The sequence below is a fragment of the Sediminibacillus massiliensis genome, from assembly GCF_900156915.1.
Taxonomy (GTDB): domain Bacteria; phylum Bacillota; class Bacilli; order Bacillales; family Amphibacillaceae; genus Sediminibacillus_A; species Sediminibacillus_A massiliensis.
This window is the reverse complement of record NZ_LT732535.1, coordinates 1,972,618-1,993,121: the sequence shown is the minus strand read 5'-3', so window position 1 is coordinate 1,993,121 and position 20,504 is coordinate 1,972,618. Positions and strand designations below refer to the sequence as shown.

Below are 20,504 nucleotides of genomic sequence, written 5' to 3'. Positions count from 1 at the left end.
AGCTGATTTTACCGCATACTCTTTTGCCAGAGGTAAATACTACCTTTGAAATGGAAAGGAGAATGTCAAATGGAAGTGAAATTGGCGATTTTTTATTACAGCTCCACCGGAACAAATTATCAGCTTGCACAATGGGCGGAAGCTGCTGCAAAAGAGGCCGGTGCAGAGGTGAGAGTTCGTAAGGTAAAGGAACTGGCTCCAGAAGAAGCGATTGCCCAAAATCCAGCCTGGCATCAGCACTATCAAGCGACGAAGGACGTTCCGGAAGCAGAACTCGAAGATTTGGAATGGGCCGACGGATACATTTTCAGTGTGCCGACAAGATTTGGGAACGTGCCGGCGCAAGTCAAGCAGTTTATCGATACAGCCGGTGGTTTGTGGGCGGAAGGGAAGCTTGTCGACAAAGTAGTCAGTGCAATGACTTCTGCCCAAAACCCTCATGGAGGCCAGGAAGCTACCATTCTGAACTTATACACGACCATGTTTCACTGGGGTTCCATTATTGTCGGGCCGGGCTATACAGACCCTGTAACATTTGCTGCCGGCGGGAATCCATATGGAATCAGTGTAAGTGTCGACCAGGATGGCAACATGGTGGAGGATGTCGAAGCAGCTGTAAAACATCAGGCCAAACGGACGGTCGAGGTTACAAAGAAAATAGTTACTGGTTAACGAAAGAGCCTGTCCCTTGGGACGGGCTTTTTTCTATATTGCATAGCAATGGACAAGGCTGAATGAAAATGTACTGAATGGGAGAACATGAAAAGGAATTGAATTAGAAAGGAAAAATGCAATGAAACATGCAAACGATCGGCACCACCAGGAAAGTGAAGTACACGAGAAAAGATGGGCGATTGTTTCCCTTGCATCAATCCCTTTGATCATGACATTGGGGAACTCCATGTTAATACCTGTTTTGCCATTGATGGAGAAAGAAATGGATATTTCAAAATTGCAATCAAGTTATATTATTACTGTTTATTCTATCGTTGCCATCTTCTGTATTCCTGTTGCAGGCTTCTTGTCTGACCGCTTCGGCAGAAAGATCATTATCATTCCATCTCTTCTAATTGTAGGTGTGGGTGGATTCATTGCGGGATATGCATCATGGAAGATGGATAATCCATTTTCCATGATTTTGTTAGGAAGGATTCTTCAAGGAATTGGCACCTCTGGTACAGCACCGATTGTTTTACCCTTGGTAGGCGATATGTTCAGAAAGGAAAAGGACGTCAGCACCACACTCGGTCTAATTGAGACTTCGAATACTTTCGGTAAAGTTTTGAGCCCTATCTTAGGCTCGTTGCTTGCGGGGCTTATTTGGTTCTTACCTTTTTTTGCGATACCGGTGTTTTGCGCTGTTTCTGCCATTCTTATCATGATGCTTGTAAAGAAACCCAAAAATGATAAAAAAGGCCCCGACTTCAAGACGTTTTGGAAAGATGCCAAAAAAGCTTTTCATAAGCATGGTGGCTGGCTCAGCGCAGTCTTTGCGATTGGTGCTATTTTAATGTTCATCTTGTTCGGCATTTTGTTTTATTTATCCAGTATCCTGGAAGATCATTATCACTTCAATGGGTTGAAAAAAGGATTTTATCTTGCCGGGCCGTTGGCTGCATTATGCCTGTCATCATACCTGACCGGAAGAATCATTAAAGATAACCTGGTAAGAATGAAGTGGATCACTTTCTCGGGTATTATGCTGTCTGCAGTGGCTGTCATTGCTGTGCGATTTTCCGAGCAGTTTATTTATTTGTTGATAGTATTTCTGATTTGCGGGGTCGGAATCGGCGCAGGGTTGCCGTGTTTGGATGCGCTTATTACCGAAAGTATCGACAAAGAGGTGCGCGGGACGATTACTTGCATATACAGTTCAGCCCGCTACTTGGGAGTTGCTGCGGGTCCGCCGGCGATAGCCCTTCTGATGAAGGGTAACTTAACATGGATGATCGCGGTACTTGCCTTTTTCGCGATTGTTGCCGCCTTTTTGTCTTTCCGGATCATCAGACCAGAAGCAGATTCCGCCAACTCATAAAATGCTCAAGCCCTCCGTATAAGAAAAGCGGAGGGCCTTTTATGTCTTTTTAGACGTCGAGCCTGAGAGGTATTACAAATCCTCTTCCCGCATATCTGCAAGCCTTAACTCTAGAGATCTCCTTCAGCCCAATAATCCTGTATTTAATCTTCGTATTTGAGAGAAACTGCGACATACTGAAAATTTTATTTCTTGTTATTCTGATGATCGCAGTGGGAAATAGCTTATATTTTTCCGGAATAAAAGTTCGATTTTCTGCTGTGTGAATTCATGGATGACTTTTTAAATTCTAGGAGAAGGGCAGTCCGGAAGACACGCATTAGTGCTGTGAAATGACCAAAAGAGTCTAGGTGATTTGTCTCTCTAGTAAATATTTTACTTTTTTGGTAAGTAGAACCATGTTAGACACAATTCAAGATTACTTCTAAACTAATCAGNGTTAGGAAGGATTCTTCAAGGAATTGGCACCTCTGGTACAGCACCGATTGTTTTACCCTTGGTAGGCGATATGTTCAGAAAGGAAAAGGACGTCAGCACCACACTCGGTCTAATTGAGACTTCGAATACTTTCGGTAAAGTTTTGAGCCCTATCTTAGGCTCGTTGCTTGCGGGGCTTATTTGGTTCTTACCTTTTTTTGCGATACCGGTGTTTTGCGCTGTTTCTGCCATTCTTATCATGATGCTTGTAAAGAAACCCAAAAATGATAAAAAAGGCCCCGACTTCAAGACGTTTTGGAAAGATGCCAAAAAAGCTTTTCATAAGCATGGTGGCTGGCTCAGCGCAGTCTTTGCGATTGGTGCTATTTTAATGTTCATCTTGTTCGGCATTTTGTTTTATTTATCCAGTATCCTGGAAGATCATTATCACTTCAATGGGTTGAAAAAAGGATTTTATCTTGCCGGGCCGTTGGCTGCATTATGCCTGTCATCATACCTGACCGGAAGAATCATTAAAGATAACCTGGTAAGAATGAAGTGGATCACTTTCTCGGGTATTATGCTGTCTGCAGTGGCTGTCATTGCTGTGCGATTTTCCGAGCAGTTTATTTATTTGTTGATAGTATTTCTGATTTGCGGGGTCGGAATCGGCGCAGGGTTGCCGTGTTTGGATGCGCTTATTACCGAAAGTATCGACAAAGAGGTGCGCGGGACGATTACTTGCATATACAGTTCAGCCCGCTACTTGGGAGTTGCTGCGGGTCCGCCGGCGATAGCCCTTCTGATGAAGGGTAACTTAACATGGATGATCGCGGTACTTGCCTTTTTCGCGATTGTTGCCGCCTTTTTGTCTTTCCGGATCATCAGACCAGAAGCAGATTCCGCCAACTCATAAAATGCTCAAGCCCTCCGTATAAGAAAAGCGGAGGGCCTTTTATGTCTTTTTAGACGTCGAGCCTGAGAGGTATTACAAATCCTCTTCCCGCATATCTGCAAGCCTTAACTCTAGAGATCTCCTTCAGCCCAATAATCCTGTATTTAATCTTCGTATTTGAGAGAAACTGCGACATACTGAAAATTTTATTTCTTGTTATTCTGATGATCGCAGTGGGAAATAGCTTATATTTTTCCGGAATAAAAGTTCGATTTTCTGCTGTGTGAATTCATGGATGACTTTTTAAATTCTAGGAGAAGGGCAGTCCGGAAGACACGCATTAGTGCTGTGAAATGACCAAAAGAGTCTAGGTGATTTGTCTCTCTAGTAAATATTTTACTTTTTTGGTAAGTAGAACCATGTTAGACACAATTCAAGATTACTTCTAAACTAATCAGAAAACTATACCAAGCTGCGGAAAAATGCGAGACTCCAGTGGGAAAGGAACAGTCTGAAGACCCCGCAGGGCGCTTTTCCCGAGGAGGCTGAAGCGTTCCCCACGGAAAGCGAGTATTTTTCCGCAGCGCTGGATTACCACTCAATACGAAAAGGATGGGAGGAAGTCCCGTTAAGTGAAGTTAGTTATGTCGTAGTTTATAGGTTTTGCGCCAGTTGATGGACAGTTTTTTAGACAACAGCTTGGTTGGACGACTTTTTTTCAAAAATAGGCGTATGGTTAGTTTTAATAATTATGTTGTAGGGAAGACTAAAAATAAATATTCAGAAAATTGTTGCATTATCGGCTGATTTTTAGGATAATGAAAAAAAGGAACAAGGGGGCATGTTCCATGAAAAAGCATAAGATCAATTACCGATTGAAAGCTTTTGGAACTGATAGGAAAAGTAAAGTTGTAGCCAAGCGGGAAATATCCTATGAAATTAAACTTGCCACTCAATTACTTCTTGATGAATTATGTTTTAATTGGAATAAGTCACACTTGGAAACACAAATTAACGAGTCGATCGATTCCAATGATAGAGAAGCTTTTGTTTCTTTAAGTAAGCAATACCAGCCTTATATAAAAGAATGAACTTATAACATACATCCTTGCCGGAGCTCGCCGGCAGGGATTTTTTTGGTTTTGATGGTTCCTGCAATTAAGAATGTTCAATCCCTTGCATCCAAAGTGCCGATTGTATGTTACACTGTAAAATGTGCATTTTGCTATATTGAAATGAAGGGATAATACGATGAAATTTAAATTTTTACTGTCAATAAGTGTATTAGCGGTCGCATTGATAGGATGCCAGGAAGAACCTGCCGGGACGGATAATGCTTCACAAGAGAATGCTCAGGAACAAGAAAGTGACGAGCAAACTTCTGGACAGGAAAGTTCTGGAGAAGAAAGAAAAACAGATGGAAACGAAGAAACAGAATCTGAGGCAGGCCAACCCTCTGAAGAAGAACCTGCATTGGAAACCGGTACAGTCAGCGATCCCGTTACTGTCGACAATCCGAAAAGTCTGGACGTTCTAGTCAATAAACAGAGAAAACTGCCTGATGGGTATGAGCCTCCTGATTTAGTTGAGCCTGATGTACCTTTCTATTTTGATGAAGAACATGAAAAAAGACACCTGCGCAAGGAAGCTGCAACTGCTCTGGAAGAATTATTCGATGCCGCAGAAGGTGCAGGGTTGGATATAGTTGCAGCTTCAGGGTATAGGTCCTATGAAAGGCAAAAAGTAATATATCAATCGAATGTAGATAAAATGGGCCAGGAAAAAGCAGATAAACTTTCCGCAAGACCGGGAACAAGTGAACATCAGACAGGACTTGCCATGGATGTGACCTCAGCAGAAATGGCTTTCTCCCTTCAGCAGACTTTCAAGCAAACGGATGAAGGCTCCTGGCTGGCAGAAAATGCTCACAAGTTCGGATTCATCATCCGTTATCCGGAAGGAAAAACAGATATTACTGGATACAGCTATGAGCCGTGGCATATTCGGTACGTAGGTGAAGAAATCGCCACAGAAATATATCAAAAGAATATAACACTTGAAGAGTACTTTAATGTATAAAGACAGGGCCGGATCCTTTTATGGAATCCGGCTTTTTCGATGCGTAAAATTTTTCAATATTTACAAAATAAAAGTTATGATTTAATAATTCTCTGCTATGCTTATCTAAAAGGGGAGGAGTGGGAATGTGAATAAGAAGGCTGTGAAAAGTTGGATTTTATATGATTGGGGGAATTCCGCTTTTGCCACAACCATGATGGCAGCAATACTGCCGGTTTTTTATTACGATGTAGCTGCAAAAGGACTTGGAGAATCATTGGCATCAAGCTATTGGGCCTATTCCCAGGCGATCGCGGTATTGCTGGTGGCTGTTCTCTCACCTGTTTTGGGTGCTATCAGCGATTACTCGGCTGCTAAAAAGAAATTTCTTCGCTTTTTTGCTTATATGGGAATGATTGCTTCTGTCCTGATGGCCTTCGTCGGGGAGGGAGAATATCTATTTGCCTCGATCCTTCTAATCGTGGGAACAATAGGTTTCTCAAGTGGTAATGTCTTTTACGACGCTTTCCTCCCAGAAGTAGCGAGGGGCTCCGACATAGATAAGGTTTCGGCTAAAGGCTTTGCCTTTGGATATCTTGGCGGCGGCCTGCTTTTGGCTGTAAATGTTCTAATGCTGTTGAAGTATGAATGGTTCGGAATGCCAGACCAAGTCGTTGCAAGCCAGGTTTCTTTTGTTACAGTCGGTGTATGGTGGTTCATTTTTTCTATTCCACTCTTTAAAAACATTCGGGAAGAAAAAAAGGAAGCGGTACCTCGAACAGAACCTTATATTATGATTGGATTTAAAAGGGTTGGGAGGACTTTCAAAGAAATACGCAGGTACAAACAGCTTTTAGTGTTTTTGCTGGCATTCTGGCTTTATAATGACGGTATTTCTACTATCATCAAAATGGCGACGATTTATGGGAAGGATATTGGCATAGATACGAATTCGTTGATCACTGCTTTGTTGATTACCCAGTTTATCGGCATACCATCTACTTTTTTCTTTGGTTGGCTTTCTGGCAAGATGCATGCAAAAAGAGCATTGTTCCTCACTTTATATGGTTATGTAGGTATCGTCATACTTGGTTATTTCATGGAATCTGCATTGCACTTTTATCTTTTGGCTGTTTGTGTAGGACTGGTCCAGGGTGGCGCACAATCTCTTAGTCGTTCTATTTTTGGAAGAATGGTGCCGGAAGACAGACATGCTGAGTTTTTCGGCTTTTATGGGATTTCTTCTAAATTTGCTGCCATTTTCGGTCCGCTTATTTTCGGCCTTGTCGGCCAGCTGACAGGCTCCAGCCGATTCGGCATCATTTCTCTCGTATTTTTCTTTATTGCAGGAATTATTTTGCTCAAATTCGTCAATATCGAAAAAGGCATACAAGAAGCAAACCTCCAGACCAATCCGAATAATAAAGTGGAAGTATATTAATAAAAGCAGTTTTTAAAAGTTCTGCCACAAAACCGATAAACTGCGACATGACTTTTTCTGGCTTTCTTCCATTCTTTTCGGATTGAGTTGGTAGTCCAGCGCTGCGGAAAAATACTCCCTTTCCGGGGGCAGCACCTCAGCCTCCTCGTAAGCAAAATGCACTCACTGCGGGGTCTTCGGAAGCTGCTCTTCCCCCAGGAGTGTCGCATTTTTCCGCAGCTTAAGATAGATATCTGATTAAGTGAGACGTGATCCTTCAATATATCTAACATGGGTTATTTCCAGCCAAAATCCAGGCTCATGGTTTGGTATGTTCTGCATTTTGGAAAAAAAATCTCTATAACTCCTCAACTGTTATTTTTTCTTACTATTACAGAATGCCATTACAAGCTGCGGTAAAATGCGAGACTCTTACGGGAAAGGAACAGTCTGAAGACCCCGCAGTTGGCGCTTTTTGCCAGCGAGGAGGCTGAAGCGTTCCCCGTGGAAAGCGAGTATTTTACCGCAGCGTTGGGTTAGCACTCAACTAACATCAGAAAGAGTGAAAACTTCAAAAAATAGAATTGTCACTATGTCGCAGTTTGTCTCAACTGTAAACTTTAACAGCGGTTGGCTGTTTGGAAATGAAAAATGAGGCTGTATGCCTCCTTAGACGATTGGTTCACAATATCTGTTTGTCAAACCAAGCGTGAGTTCTTTTCCTGTATCATAAGATACGTTACGTACCAGAGTCCGTAACTTTGATTCTTTGGAAGGAGAAGGAGATTGCCAGTAGTCGATTACTACCTTCATGATTTCCTCGCCCTCATGTTTCGCTTTATCGAATAATTGAATGAAACTTTCCTTGGAAGGTTCTTTTGTCGCCGGATGGAACCAGGGGTCTTTATTATCATTAAGGTAATCCTTGTTCTGCCGTATCGGCTGATGGGAAAAAGAAGAAATGAATGATGATAAAACAGCATTTTTCCATCCATACGGATCGTAAAGGACCCTTAGTGCCCGTTTCATGTCCCGATACGATTCCTGTATATATTGTGTACTTTCTTCTTGAATTATATAATGCCGACTGATCGACTCATGCATCAATTCACATATTTCACTATCAAGTTTTTTTCCAACATCAATTTCTTTGTAGACAGGAGCTTTCCATGTTTTAAAACTCCTGAACCTTTCCATTAACAGCGTATCAATGATCACTTCAAACAACTGGTGTTTATTGCCTTCAAATCCTGCTTTATAATGAATATAAGGATGCGTATTTCTGTCCAATATATGATGGGTGACAAATCCAAAGACATAAGCTTTTGTTTGATTCGTATAATTGTTGGCAGAGATGATCAAATCCATCATAAAATCTCCGCATTTCTCGGTGTGAAGCAGGGAGCCAACCTCGTTGACCTTCTGCTCCTTTTTCCAGGGCCAGAAATTATGGTAAAAAAATGGATCAGGTCCTTGGGCGCCTAAATTCAAATGTTTTTCCTGACGTGCAATGGGACTAGATTGCCCAATATTATCTATCAATTCTTCGCAAAAAAGCATGTGTGTCCAAATATTTGGCATGATTGCACCTCCGCAGCGGCACTTATTTGTATTCCATTATAAGCGAGCAGCGCAGGAATTTGTATGTATAGGGGAAGAAACTTTTGTGTCTGTTTTGTGGGCAATACAAAAAAGAGTCCCGGATGACGGAACTCTTTACCCACATTTACAAGACCATTATGGAAGTTAAGCGAGAAAACTTCTGAGACCCCTCTCAAAATTTCCCCCTCTCTCTCCGTATGGTATAGTCAGTGTAACATTTCCCGGAAATAAAGTATATAGTCAGAAAAATTATCCAGCTATTTCTATATGTTCACTTTTCTGTATTTACTAAAAATTTGTTACAATGGATATGGAAGCATATACAAAGGGAGGATACATAAATGGATTATCGTGTGGAGAAAGATACAATTGGGGAAATTAATGTTGCAGCAGATAAATTCTGGGGTGCTCAGACACAGCGAAGCAAGCAGAATTTTCCGATAGGTACAGAAAAGATGCCTGTTGAAGTGATCAATGGTTTTGCCATTTTAAAGAAAAGTGCTGCGATGGTCAATAGAGATCTGGGTTTACTGGAAGAAGAAAAAGCCCATGCAATTGAATATGCGGCGGATCAAATACTTTCGGGTTCATTGAATGAACATTTTCCACTTGTTGTCTGGCAGACTGGCAGCGGAACGCAATCCAATATGAATGTAAATGAAGTGATTGCATTTGTGGGCAATCAGTGGCTTGAAGAAAAGGGAAGCCAACTAAGGCTTCATCCAAACGATGATGTCAATAAATCGCAAAGTTCCAATGATACTTATCCGACCGCTATGCATGTTGCGGCAGTTATCAAGATTGAAGATACAGTATTGCCGGCTTTGTCTACTTTGAAAAAAACATTAAAAGAGAAAATGGAAGCGTTTCATGATGTGGTGAAGATTGGACGTACCCATTTACAGGATGCAACACCGCTGACATTAGGCCAGGAAATAAGCGGATGGCATAGAATGTTGGAAAAAACCGAGAAGATGCTTATCGATAGTCTGCAATATGTAAAAGAACTTGCCATCGGTGGTACAGCTGTAGGGACTGGTCTTAATGCACATCCAGAGTTTTCAGAGAAAGTCTGCAGGAAAATCAACGAATTTACTGACAAGGATTTTGAATCAGCACCAAATAAATTTCATGCATTGACGAGCCATGATGAACTTGTGTACACACATGGAGCTTTAAAGGCATTGGCGGCAGATTTAATGAAAATAGCCAATGATGTAAGGTGGCTTGCCAGCGGTCCTCGTTGTGGCATAGGGGAAATCAATATCCCCGCAAACGAACCGGGCAGCTCGATCATGCCCGGCAAAGTAAATCCTACTCAAAGTGAAGCAGTCACAATGGTTGCAGCACAAGTTATGGGAAATGATGCTACCATCGGTTTTGCTGCAAGCCAGGGCAACTTTGAATTAAATGTCTTCAAACCGGTGATTGCTTATAATTTCATTCAGTCTGCGCAGTTGCTTGCAGACGGAATGTTATCTTTCGATGAACGGTGTGTCCGTGGATTGGAACCAAATCAGGAGAATATTGACAAGAACCTCAATGAGTCTCTTATGCTGGTAACTGCGCTGAATCCACATATCGGTTATGAAAATGCGGCTAAAATCGCCAAAAAAGCATTCTCAGACAATACAACATTGAAAGAGGCGGCAGTTGCATCTGGATTGCTGACAGAAGAACAGTTCGATTCGTATATCAATCCAAAGGAAATGACTTATCCTAAATAAAGTTTCATCCCCATGAATGTGCGCATTCATGGGGATCTTTTTTTATTTCGTGAAGATTCCGTGTCAACTCAGTCTACCAAGAAGAGGATTGAACAGCACGAAAAAAGGGGATAAAAAAAGGACAAATCAATTCCAAAAAAGGAGGGGAAATAAATGAGTAAGATTCTGACATATGGAAAAGAATTAGGAAAAGAGTTCAAAAAAGATGATGCAACAACATTGGCGGCAGCACAGGCTTATTACTATTTGCTTGCCATTGTCCCTATGTTGATTTTACTATTATCCATTCTTCCTTATTTATCAATAGACCCACAACGTGCTGTAAACTTTATTGGAAATATTCTGCCACAGCAAGTTGCCAGCACATTCGAAGATACGATCATCAGTGTTGTGACCACACCAAGGGGCGGTTTATTGACAATAGGGATCCTTGGAACGCTTTGGTCCGCTTCCAATGCTGTCAATGCATTTATCGATGCTTCTAACCATGCATATAACGTGGAAGAAACCCGTTCCTTTATAAAAGTAAGATTACTATCTATTGCCCTGACAATCGGGATGATCCTTGCACTGGTTGTAGCATTAGTATTGCCGATTTTCGGCGGCGTCATCATTGACTTTTTAAACAGCAATCTGAACCTGCCAAGCCAGACTGCTATCGTTTTTCAAGTTCTTCGCTGGGCGATCAGTGTAGTGGTAATGATTGCAATCCTGGCGGCGTTATATCATTTCGCTCCTAACAAGCAGTTTCCTTTCAGTCAAGTACTGCCGGGAGCTGTTGCTGCAGCCTTGTTATGGCAGGTTATCTCGCTTGGCTTCTCGTTTTATTTGAGTAATTTCGCCAATTATTCGGCCACATATGGAAGCTTGGGCGGGGTCATTATTTTGATGCTTTGGTTCTTTTTGACCGGGTTGACCCTTGTAATCGGAGCTGAACTTAATGCTATTTATCACCGCAGGAAGACCGGTTAATAACTGTCTCCATAGAATGGCTGGATTACTGGAACCATTATCATAATTTACCAGCAATATCTCCTGATAATAATACTCCTTTCGGTAACAATAGGAGTACAGGAGGTGATAAACATGGCTAACAACAACAGCAACAACTCAAACCAACTTCTAGTTCCTGGCGTAGCTCAAGCTCTTGATCAAATGAAAGTGGAAATCGCTCAAGAATTTGGCGTAAACCTTGGAGCTGACACAACTTCTCGTGCTAACGGTTCTGTTGGTGGAGAAATCACTAAACGTCTAGTAAGAACTGCTCAACAACAAATGGGCGGAACTTTCGGACAACAATCATAATTAAACCAAACAATTTTATAACAATGATGGCATCGGAGGCACGGTTTCGTGCCTCCTTTTATATGGGATTCTGATAGGATAGAATATCCATATAGTCATATACTTACCAGCCGATTACATAAATAGAATGAACGCTTTTGCTCATAATAGAAGTACAGGAGGTGATAGACATGGCTAACAACAACAACTCAAACCAACTGTTAGTTCCTGGTGTAGAGCAAGCTTTAAACCAAATGAAGGCAGAGATTGCTCAAGAATTTGGGGTGAATCTTGGTGCTGATACAACTTCTCGTGCCAATGGTTCTGTTGGTGGAGAAATCACTAAACGTCTAGTAAGAACTGCACAGCAACAGTTTAACGGCAGTCAACAATCTTAATCAATTTAAATAAACAATGGCATGGAGACACCATTTCCGGTGTCTCCTTCATTTTGCCTTATCGGAACATCCATTTACCGATAGAATTTACCATAAAAGGAATTTTTATGCACTTACTGAACGGGTATATACCACATAGCATTTTAACAGGAGGTTTGCACCGTGCACGCTTGCCCTTTATGTAATGGGATGAGGACCATTACCCGTAATTGCTCGAATTGCGACGAAACCATGGAAGATCAGGGAAAGGTCGTGGATTATATGGGTGATTACAGTCCATATTTACCGGACGACATTGCAAAAACTGTAGATGGAGTTCAGAATTCAACCGAAGACCATGTATGTGTTCATTTGTTTCATTGTAATAATTGTAAACAAGACATGAGGGTTGAAATCCAAGAGGTTCCAAAATAAAAAGAGGAGACAGTTTGTCTCCTCTTGGTTTCTCTATCGGATCCGAAGTTCGGAGTCGATATCAAAGAAGTGTGCTTTGTTCATGTCTAATGCCAAGTCGATTTTTTCGCCGCCCTGGATATCTGTGCGGGAATCTACGCGTGCGATGAAGTCTTGATCATTGACTTTGGAATAAAGGTAAGACTCAGAACCCATAAGTTCCGCAACATCGATTGTTGCAGTCAATTTGGTTCCAGGTGTTGATTCAATAAATAATGGTTCATCATGCATGTCCTCTGGACGGATTCCAAGTAGAATTTCTTTGTCTACATATCCTTGGTTACGCAATGTTTTCATCTTTCCTTCAGGTACTTCCAGTTTAACGTCACCGATCTCAAAAGATCCGTCTCTAAGTGTACCTGTTAGGAAGTTCATGGAAGGAGAACCAATGAAGCCGCCTACGAATACATTTTCCGGCTTGTCATAAACTTCTTTAGGAGCACCTACTTGCTGGATGATACCGTCTTTCAAAACAACCAGGCGTGTAGCCATTGTCATTGCCTCTGTTTGGTCATGCGTTACGTAAATAGTAGTCGTTTGCAGACGTTTGTGAAGTTTTTGGATTTCTGCACGCATCTGAACACGAAGTTTAGCATCAAGGTTAGATAAAGGCTCGTCCATCAAGAATACTTTAGCATCACGGACAATCGCACGGCCCAAGGCAACACGTTGACGCTGACCACCTGATAGCGCTTTCGGTTTACGGTCTAAATAACCATCAAGGCCGAGGATTTTCGCAGCGTTCTGGACACGGCGGTCAATTTCATCCTTCTTAAATTTACGCAGTTTCAGACCGAACGCCATATTGTCATATACATTCATATGCGGATAAAGGGCATAGTTCTGGAATACCATTGCGATGTCGCGGTCTTTTGGAGCAACATCGTTCATTCTCTTTCCATCAATACTGAAGTCCCCGTCAGAGATTTCCTCCAAACCAGCAATCATTCGAAGGGTTGTCGATTTACCGCACCCGGAAGGTCCTACGAAAACGACAAATTCTTTATCCTCGATCTCCAAATTAAAATCTTCGACAGCGGTTACATCTTTATCATAAACTTTGTAAATGTTTTTCAGGCTAAGTTCTGCCATTGTTTCTCCTCCTTTTTATGTAAGCGTTTTATTTATAACTAAAGTTTACAGAAAAATAGGACAGCGGTAAATGGCATCCGTGCACAAAGATAAAGACCTGTTTTGTGCAATGTGACAAGTTTCAAATATTTTGTCTAAGCAACATTGCCAGATAGACGGTTAAAGCTCCTTTGAATTCTTTTACATCTATCCCGGTTTTTTCGATGAATTTGTCCACCCGGTACTGAAGGCTGTTACGGTGCATATACAATGTTTTGGCTGCGAGTGTCGTATTTGAATTGCATTCCAGAAATGTTTGGATGGTAGAAAGCAGTTCTTTGTCATCCTCTGTATCTTTGAAGACTGACGTGATGATGGGCGATGCTTCTTTTTTGTCGAGTTGGTCAAGCAGCAGGTAAGGGATTGCTTCCACATATGTCAGGATAGGATCTTTGCGGTATGCCCGGACCGTTTGGAAACAATTTTCGACCCATTGATAATGCCCCCGTGCCCGGGAAACATCCGAAAAAAAGGGACTGATAAACAGATTAACCTTCATATAGAAGTCACTCATTAAGACATCTGTTATTTGTTGAAAAGATTCGATTGATTCTTGCGTGTCATCCGGATCAATTTCAATAAGCAGCCCTTCATTGCTGTTCTGCCAAAGGATGGGAAGTTCTCTTGGAAAGAAGCCGCCGATTGCTTCACGGAACTCCTTATGGTCGACATTCTCATCTGAGACATGAAATGATATGAACCTATATCCGTTTGAAGGTGCATTGGTCAATAATGTGGAATCCTGCCCGTGAAAAAGAATATCCATCCATTCCTTTTCGACTTTGGAAGCTGGAGTCTGGCTTGCCTGATAGGGAGTCAGGAATGTTTCGAGCAAGCGGTATTCTTTTTCAGTTATATCTTGCTTACCTATACCGAAAATTTCGCGGGAATCTGTAGTAAACCAGTAAAAGTTGTCCGAATCCAAGCCGGCTTGAGAGCGATATATGATTAAATCAGGAAATATCTTTTGCAATTTTTCAATCATTTTAGAGCCTCTTTCATGTGTGGATTGTATCCATTATATCAAATAGCTGGCGATTCGCATGACAGAAATAAGTTGGCTCTACAGTCAACTTATATTGATATATATATAATTAAAAATCCGACCTGTTCGGATTCTTGAGAGACTCCCGAAGTACAGGTCGGACTAATTTATGGGATGCTTCTGTTTTTAGCTTTCTTCCGGAAATGGTTCGTTTTCTTCAGGAAGTCTTCTGGCTTGTTCAATTTGGATTCGATCATGGATGGAATGGGTTGTGCCTCCTGCCATACCTTCATTGATCATCCGATCTACATCAAGTTCGTAATTCTTTTGATCTTTCAGGTAGTCTGTTTTATTTGTTTCCTGTTTTGCCATGAGATACCCTCCTTCGTCTTTAGTGTTTGACGGGAGGGGAATTGCATGCAGATGAATCATTTATTTTGCCGGGTATTGAATAAATAGAAAGCATACTTATATGGAAAGGAGAGAATCTCCTCCATTTGTTTTGCGATTAACGGGTGTTCAAAGACACTGTAGCCTGGCTTGGAATTCGCTTCGAAGAGCCATATTCTTCCTTCTAAATCAATTCCGAAATCCAATCCGATTTCGCCCACCGATGGTTTGGTGATTTCCAAACACGATGCAACTAAAAGAGCCATTTTTGTCAATCTGTCTGATACCTTTTTTTCCTCCTCTTTCGAAAAGAGTTCGGACAGTACCAGCAGTTTTCCTCCCCGCTTTACATGGGTGGTCAGGCTGCCCTTTCCGGCGAATTTCGCACAAATCAATGTAACTTCCCAGCTGTTTTTATGGTTTTTATTGACATGGACGCGGAAATCGATCGGGCTTTTCCCCTTTTTAAAAAGAGAAATTCCCTGTTGAGCTACATAGCCCTTTAAACCGTTGGGAAAGTGCTGGCTGAAAAACGATTCCACATAACGGTAACGATTGACCTGCGGCTTGTCGTTAAGGTAATAATGGCATTCTAGTTCCCCTGATTTCAATAAGAGACACTTGATAATGCCGTCTCCTTTACTTCCGTGGATCGGCTTGATATAAACAGGATGTTTATTCAATAAGGAGAGAATCCTTTGTTTAGATGGATGTAAGACTGTCTCTGGGAGCAGGAATGAGCAATCAGGATTTTTTATCAAACTTTCATGGACTTCCCATTTATTAAAAAAGCCCTGGTTGAAGAGGAATGCATGGTGCTGGATGAGCTTTTTGGCCTTTATTATATCTGGGTGGTGTTCTGTTTGGCGATTGGGAATTCGGTTATAAATAATAGAAGGCAACTTGGTTGGTGTTTGGATCCATTTTTCGTCGATGAACTGGTAACCATTCAAATTTGTACCATTTTGATTCAGGTGCTGGTGGCCGAAAAAGATGGTATGGAAACCCATCTGCTCTCCGGATTTGCTCATTTTTTCAAATATTGGTGTCCGCTCTCCTAACGTATGTGGCTCTTGTTCGAATCCGGCTATAAATACACCCAGGGACAGCAGGAATTTGCAGTTATCGCCGTTGATTTCGACGTGGACAGGGACATTCCTGTTCAAACAGAGATCATATTTCAATTTAGCTGATACATAAATGGTGGAGGGCTCCTTGTCATGCACAAGGATTTCGACAGGAGAATAGCAAGGACCATATTGGACATTCCGGACTTTTTGATAAATATTCAAGAAACGATAGGGGACGATCATGCAGGGTTTCTTCCCCTGATAAAACTTTATATTAAAAGTATGAGTGCTCAACTGTCCCACTCTCCTTGTCCTGAAACGGTACATTCTCTCTCCATGTATATGTAAAACTTTTCAACACATGCTTGGGAACTTATACTAGTAAGGTGACTGAATAGAAACAGAGTGTTTTTATATAAAGTGAGGTAGGTTATTCAATGGAAATACTAATTGTGGTAATGATGATTGTGATCGGGGCGGTTATCGGCGGATTGACCAATTCCCTGGCGATCAAAATGCTGTTCAGGCCGTATCAGCCCAAATTCATTGGTAAGTGGAAAGTTCCCTTTACCCCTGGACTAATCCCGAAACGCCGGGATGAATTAGCCAGGCAGCTTGGTAAGATGGTGGTCGACCATCTTCTAACACCAAAAGGAATCAGGAAAAAACTTCAACAGCCTGCTTTTCAATCTCAATTGACTGGCTGGGCACAGAAGGAAATGGAAGAAGTTCTAAAGAACGAATCGGAATTAAGGCATTTATTGGACTCATTCGGCATTGAAGTGGAAGAGCAGAAAATAAGGGCCAAAATTGCCGACTGGACCGAATTACAGTACAAGCAATTTATGGAAGTAAATGGGGGTAGGCATGTACGGGAATTTCTACCTTCAGATTGGCTCAATCGGGCTGAATCAGGTATGGACAAGCTGAGCGGACATGTACAAGATCAAATCGTAGAGTATCTGTGGAGTGAAGCCGCCAGAAGAAAAATCGGTGAAATTGTGGAAAAATACTTGGATGGCAAGGGATTTTTTGGGAACATGATCTCCTCTTTCCTGGGAAATGAAGGACTTTCAGAAAAAATCCAACCGCTGATGGTTCAATATGTCCAGTCCGCAGAAGCAAAAGATGTCATCCGCCAGCTGCTTGTTAACGAATGGAATAAATTTGCCGATAAGCCATTGAACGAGCTTGAGGCCAAAATCGGACGGAACGAAATCTCGACTGCTCTTGGAAAAATAACATCTAATACCATCCCGGTAGATAAATGGTTGAAGAAAACCGTCCGGGAAATTACACATCCTTTCCAAAAGGAAATATTGGAATCACTGGTACCGAATGCCGTCGGAAAGTTGACTTCAACTTTGGCAGACAAGATGGAAACATTGATGGATAGTCTTCATCTTGCAGAGATAGTAGAAAAGGAAGTAGAAGGCTTCCCGGTTGAGAGAATCGAGCAGCTTGTCCTCGATATTTCCAGGCGGGAATTTAAGATGATCACTTATCTTGGTGCTTTGCTGGGCGGAGTGATTGGCTTTGTTCAGGGATTGATTGTTCTCATTATAGGATAAGTCATCTTACTGCACGGCAGAAGACCGAGCCGTTCCATAAGCTGTCTTATGCTTGTCGCACCTGTTCAAGCCGCCTCCACTTCCTATTTAGTCCAGTTGCGGCGGCTAGGTGCTCGAGGTCATAAGTCATCTTACTGCACGGCAGAAGACCGAGCCGTTCCATAAGCTGTCTTATGCTTGTCGCACCTGTTCAAGCCGCCTCCACTTCCTATTTAGTCCAGTTGCGGCGGCTAGGTGCTCGAGGTCATAAGTCATCTTACTGCACGGCAGAAGACCGAGCCGTTCCATAAGCTGTCTTATGCTTGTCGCACCTGTTCAAGCCGCCTCCACTTCCTATTTAGTCCAGTTGCGGCGGCTAGGTGCTCGAGGTCATAAGTCATCTTACTGCACGGCAGAAGACCGAGCCGTTCCATAAGCTGTCTTATGCTTGTCGCACCTGTTCAAGCCGCCTCCACTTCCTATTTAGTCCAGTTGCGGCGGCTAGGTGCTCGAGGTCATAAGTCATCTTACTGCACGGCAGAAGACCGAGCCGTTCCATAAGCTGTCTTATGCTTGTCGCACCTGTTCAAGCCGCCTCCACTTCCTATTTAGTCCAGTTGCGGCGGCTAGGTGCTCGAGGTCATAAGTCATCTTACTGCACGGCAGAAGACCGAGCCGTTCCATAAGCTGTCTTATGCTTGTCGCACCTGTTCAAGCCGCCTCCACTTCCTATTTAGTCCAGTTGCGGCGGCTAGGTGCTCGAGGTCATAAGTCATCTTACTGCACGGCAGAAGACCGAGCCGTTCCATAAGCTGTCTTATGCTTGTCGCACCTGTTCAAGCCGCCTCCACTTCCTATTTAGTCCAGTTGCGGCGGCTAGGTGCTCGAGGTCATAAGTCATCTTACTGCACGGCAGAAGACCGAGCCGTTCCATAAGCTGTCTTATGCTTGTCGCACCTGTTCAAGCCGCCTCCACTTCCTATTTAGTCCAGTTGCGGCGGCTAGGTGCTCGAGGTCATAAGTCATTTTACTGCACGGCTGAGGACCGAACCGTTCCATAAGCTGTCTTATGCTTGTCGCACCTGTTCAAGCCGCCTCCACTACCTATNGTTGGTGTTTGGATCCATTTTTCGTCGATGAACTGGTAACCATTCAAATTTGTACCATTTTGATTCAGGTGCTGGTGGCCGAAAAAGATGGTATGGAAACCCATCTGCTCTCCGGATTTGCTCATTTTTTCAAATATTGGTGTCCGCTCTCCTAACGTATGTGGCTCTTGTTCGAATCCGGCTATAAATACACCCAGGGACAGCAGGAATTTGCAGTTATCGCCGTTGATTTCGACGTGGACAGGGACATTCCTGTTCAAACAGAGATCATATTTCAATTTAGCTGATACATAAATGGTGGAGGGCTCCTTGTCATGCACAAGGATTTCGACAGGAGAATAGCAAGGACCATATTGGACATTCCGGACTTTTTGATAAATATTCAAGAAACGATAGGGGACGATCATGCAGGGTTTCTTCCCCTGATAAAACTTTATATTAAAAGTATGAGTGCTCAACTGTCCCACTCTCCTTGTCCTGAAACGGTACATTCTCTCTCCATGTATATGTAAAACTTTTCAACACATGCTTGGGAACTTATACTAGTAAGGTGACTGAATAGAAACAGAGTGTTTTTATATAAAGTGAGGTAGGTTATTCAATGGAAATACTAATTGTGGTAATGATGATTGTGATCGGGGCGGTTATCGGCGGATTGACCAATTCCCTGGCGATCAAAATGCTGTTCAGGCCGTATCAGCCCAAATTCATTGGTAAGTGGAAAGTTCCCTTTACCCCTGGACTAATCCCGAAACGCCGGGATGAATTAGCCAGGCAGCTTGGTAAGATGGTGGTCGACCATCTTCTAACACCAAAAGGAATCAGGAAAAAACTTCAACAGCCTGCTTTTCAATCTCAATTGACTGGCTGGGCACAGAAGGAAATGGAAGAAGTTCTAAAGAACGAATCGGAATTAAGGCATTTATTGGACTCATTCGGCATTGAAGTGGAAGAGCAGAAAATAAGGGCCAAAATTGCCGACTGGACCGAATTACAGTACAAGCAATTTATGGAAGTAAATGGGGGTAGGCATGTACGGGAATTTCTACCTTCAGATTGGCTCAATCGGGCTGAATCAGGTATGGACAAGCTGAGCGGACATGTACAAGATCAAATCGTAGAGTATCTGTGGAGTGAAGCCGCCAGAAGAAAAATCGGTGAAATTGTGGAAAAATACTTGGATGGCAAGGGATTTTTTGGGAACATGATCTCCTCTTTCCTGGGAAATGAAGGACTTTCAGAAAAAATCCAACCGCTGATGGTTCAATATGTCCAGTCCGCAGAAGCAAAAGATGTCATCCGCCAGCTGCTTGTTAACGAATGGAATAAATTTGCCGATAAGCCATTGAACGAGCTTGAGGCCAAAATCGGACGGAACGAAATCTCGACTGCTCTTGGAAAAATAACATCTAATACCATCCCGGTAGATAAATGGTTGAAGAAAACCGTCCGGGAAATTACACATCCTTTCCAAAAGGAAATATTGGAATCACTGGTACCGAATGCCGTCGGAAAGTTGACTTCAACTTTGGCAGACAAGATGGAAACATTGATGGATAGTCTTCATCTTGCAGAGATAGTAGAAAAGGAAGTAGAAGGCTTCCCGGTTGAGAGAATCGAGCAGCTTGTCCTCGATATTTCCAGGCGGGAATTTAAGATGATCACTTATCTTGGTGCTTTGCTGGGCGGAGTGATTGGCTTTGTTCAGGGATTGATTGTTCTCATTATAGGATAAGTCATCTTACTGCACGGCAGAAGACCGAGCCGTTCCATAAGCTGTCTTATGCTTGTCGCACCTGTTCAAGCCGCCTCCACTTCCTATATAGTCCAGTTGCGGCGGCTAGGTGCTCGAGGTCATAAGTCATCTTACTGCACGGCAGAAGACCGAGCCGTTCCATAAGCTGTCTTATGCTTGTCGCACCTGTTCAAGCCGCCTCCACTTCCTATTTAGTCCAGTTGCGGCGGCTAGGTGCTCGAGGT

Annotated in this window: 17 protein-coding genes; 12 read left to right on the top strand and 5 right to left on the bottom strand. The window is 42.6% G+C overall.

Features of this window, described 5'->3' with window-relative positions; translation table 11 throughout:
* Positions 1-69: 69 nt before the first annotated feature.
* The 6 genes from wrbA (at position 70) to CZ434_RS10850 (ending at position 6,846) form a co-directional block, all read left to right on the top strand.
* A complete protein-coding gene (wrbA, locus tag CZ434_RS10875; protein WP_077623170.1) occupies positions 70-672 on the top strand; it encodes an NAD(P)H:quinone oxidoreductase in 603 nt (200 codons plus the stop codon).
* A gap of 121 nt (positions 673-793) precedes the next feature.
* Positions 794-2,035, top strand: coding sequence for an MFS transporter (locus tag CZ434_RS10870; RefSeq protein ID WP_077623169.1), 1,242 nt, complete (start codon positions 794-796; stop codon positions 2,033-2,035).
* 448 nt (positions 2,036-2,483) lie between these two features.
* The gene (locus CZ434_RS10865) at positions 2,484-3,368 is read left to right on the top strand and encodes an MFS transporter (protein WP_077623168.1); all 885 of its coding nucleotides are present in this window, start codon (positions 2,484-2,486) and stop codon (positions 3,366-3,368) included.
* Positions 3,369-4,195: 827 nt separating this feature from the next.
* The gene (locus CZ434_RS10860; protein ID WP_077623167.1) at positions 4,196-4,438 is read left to right on the top strand and encodes an IDEAL domain-containing protein; all 243 of its coding nucleotides are present in this window, start codon (positions 4,196-4,198) and stop codon (positions 4,436-4,438) included.
* Positions 4,439-4,598: 160 nt separating this feature from the next.
* Complete coding sequence (locus CZ434_RS10855) at positions 4,599-5,426, top strand: M15 family metallopeptidase (RefSeq protein WP_077623166.1); 828 nt, start codon at positions 4,599-4,601, stop codon at positions 5,424-5,426.
* A gap of 127 nt (positions 5,427-5,553) precedes the next feature.
* Complete coding sequence (locus tag CZ434_RS10850) at positions 5,554-6,846, top strand: MFS transporter (RefSeq protein WP_077623165.1); 1,293 nt, start codon at positions 5,554-5,556, stop codon at positions 6,844-6,846.
* Positions 6,847-7,494: 648 nt separating this feature from the next.
* Here the strand turns inward: CZ434_RS10850 and CZ434_RS10845 are convergent.
* Positions 7,495-8,406, bottom strand: coding sequence for a zinc dependent phospholipase C family protein (locus tag CZ434_RS10845; RefSeq protein ID WP_077623164.1), 912 nt, complete (start codon positions 8,404-8,406; stop codon positions 7,495-7,497).
* Between the two features lie 362 nt (positions 8,407-8,768).
* Between CZ434_RS10845 and fumC the strand changes: the two genes are divergently transcribed.
* From fumC to CZ434_RS10820, 4 genes are all read left to right on the top strand, one after another.
* A complete protein-coding gene (gene fumC, locus CZ434_RS10835; RefSeq protein ID WP_077623162.1) occupies positions 8,769-10,154 on the top strand; it encodes a class II fumarate hydratase in 1,386 nt (461 codons plus the stop codon).
* Between the two features lie 153 nt (positions 10,155-10,307).
* A complete protein-coding gene (locus CZ434_RS10830; RefSeq protein ID WP_077623161.1) occupies positions 10,308-11,126 on the top strand; it encodes a YihY/virulence factor BrkB family protein in 819 nt (272 codons plus the stop codon).
* Between the two features lie 114 nt (positions 11,127-11,240).
* Positions 11,241-11,459: an alpha/beta-type small acid-soluble spore protein gene (locus CZ434_RS10825; protein ID WP_077623160.1), complete on the top strand. Its 219-nt coding sequence runs from the start codon at positions 11,241-11,243 to the stop codon at positions 11,457-11,459.
* A 170-nt stretch (positions 11,460-11,629) separates the two neighbouring features.
* A complete protein-coding gene (locus CZ434_RS10820; RefSeq protein WP_077623159.1) occupies positions 11,630-11,836 on the top strand; it encodes an alpha/beta-type small acid-soluble spore protein in 207 nt (68 codons plus the stop codon).
* Positions 11,837-12,283: 447 nt separating this feature from the next.
* Here the strand turns inward: CZ434_RS10820 and CZ434_RS10810 are convergent, their stop codons facing one another.
* The 4 genes from CZ434_RS10810 to CZ434_RS10795 all read right to left on the bottom strand — a co-directional run bounded on the left by CZ434_RS10810 (position 12,284) and on the right by CZ434_RS10795 (position 16,108).
* Positions 12,284-13,381 carry an ABC transporter ATP-binding protein gene (locus CZ434_RS10810; protein ID WP_077623157.1) on the bottom strand — a complete coding sequence of 366 codons (1,098 nt, stop codon included), beginning with the start codon at positions 13,379-13,381 and terminating at the stop codon, positions 12,284-12,286.
* 121 nt (positions 13,382-13,502) lie between these two features.
* Complete coding sequence (locus tag CZ434_RS10805) at positions 13,503-14,405, bottom strand: PucR family transcriptional regulator (protein WP_077623156.1); 903 nt, start codon at positions 14,403-14,405, stop codon at positions 13,503-13,505.
* Positions 14,406-14,591: 186 nt separating this feature from the next.
* On the bottom strand, positions 14,592-14,777 hold the full coding sequence (locus tag CZ434_RS10800) for a hypothetical protein (RefSeq protein ID WP_077623155.1): 186 nt from the start codon (positions 14,775-14,777) through the stop codon (positions 14,592-14,594).
* A gap of 56 nt (positions 14,778-14,833) precedes the next feature.
* Entirely contained in the window at positions 14,834-16,108 is a 1,275-nt protein-coding gene (locus tag CZ434_RS10795) for a YheC/YheD family endospore coat-associated protein (protein ID WP_179107242.1), read from the bottom strand.
* Between the two features lie 194 nt (positions 16,109-16,302).
* Between CZ434_RS10795 and CZ434_RS10790 the strand changes: the two genes are divergently transcribed.
* The gene (locus tag CZ434_RS10790; protein ID WP_077623152.1) at positions 16,303-17,436 is read left to right on the top strand and encodes a DUF445 domain-containing protein; all 1,134 of its coding nucleotides are present in this window, start codon (positions 16,303-16,305) and stop codon (positions 17,434-17,436) included.
* Between the two features lie 1,689 nt (positions 17,437-19,125).
* Entirely contained in the window at positions 19,126-20,259 is a 1,134-nt protein-coding gene (locus CZ434_RS10780) for a DUF445 domain-containing protein (RefSeq protein ID WP_077623152.1), read from the top strand.
* The last annotated feature ends 245 nt before the right edge of the window (positions 20,260-20,504 follow it).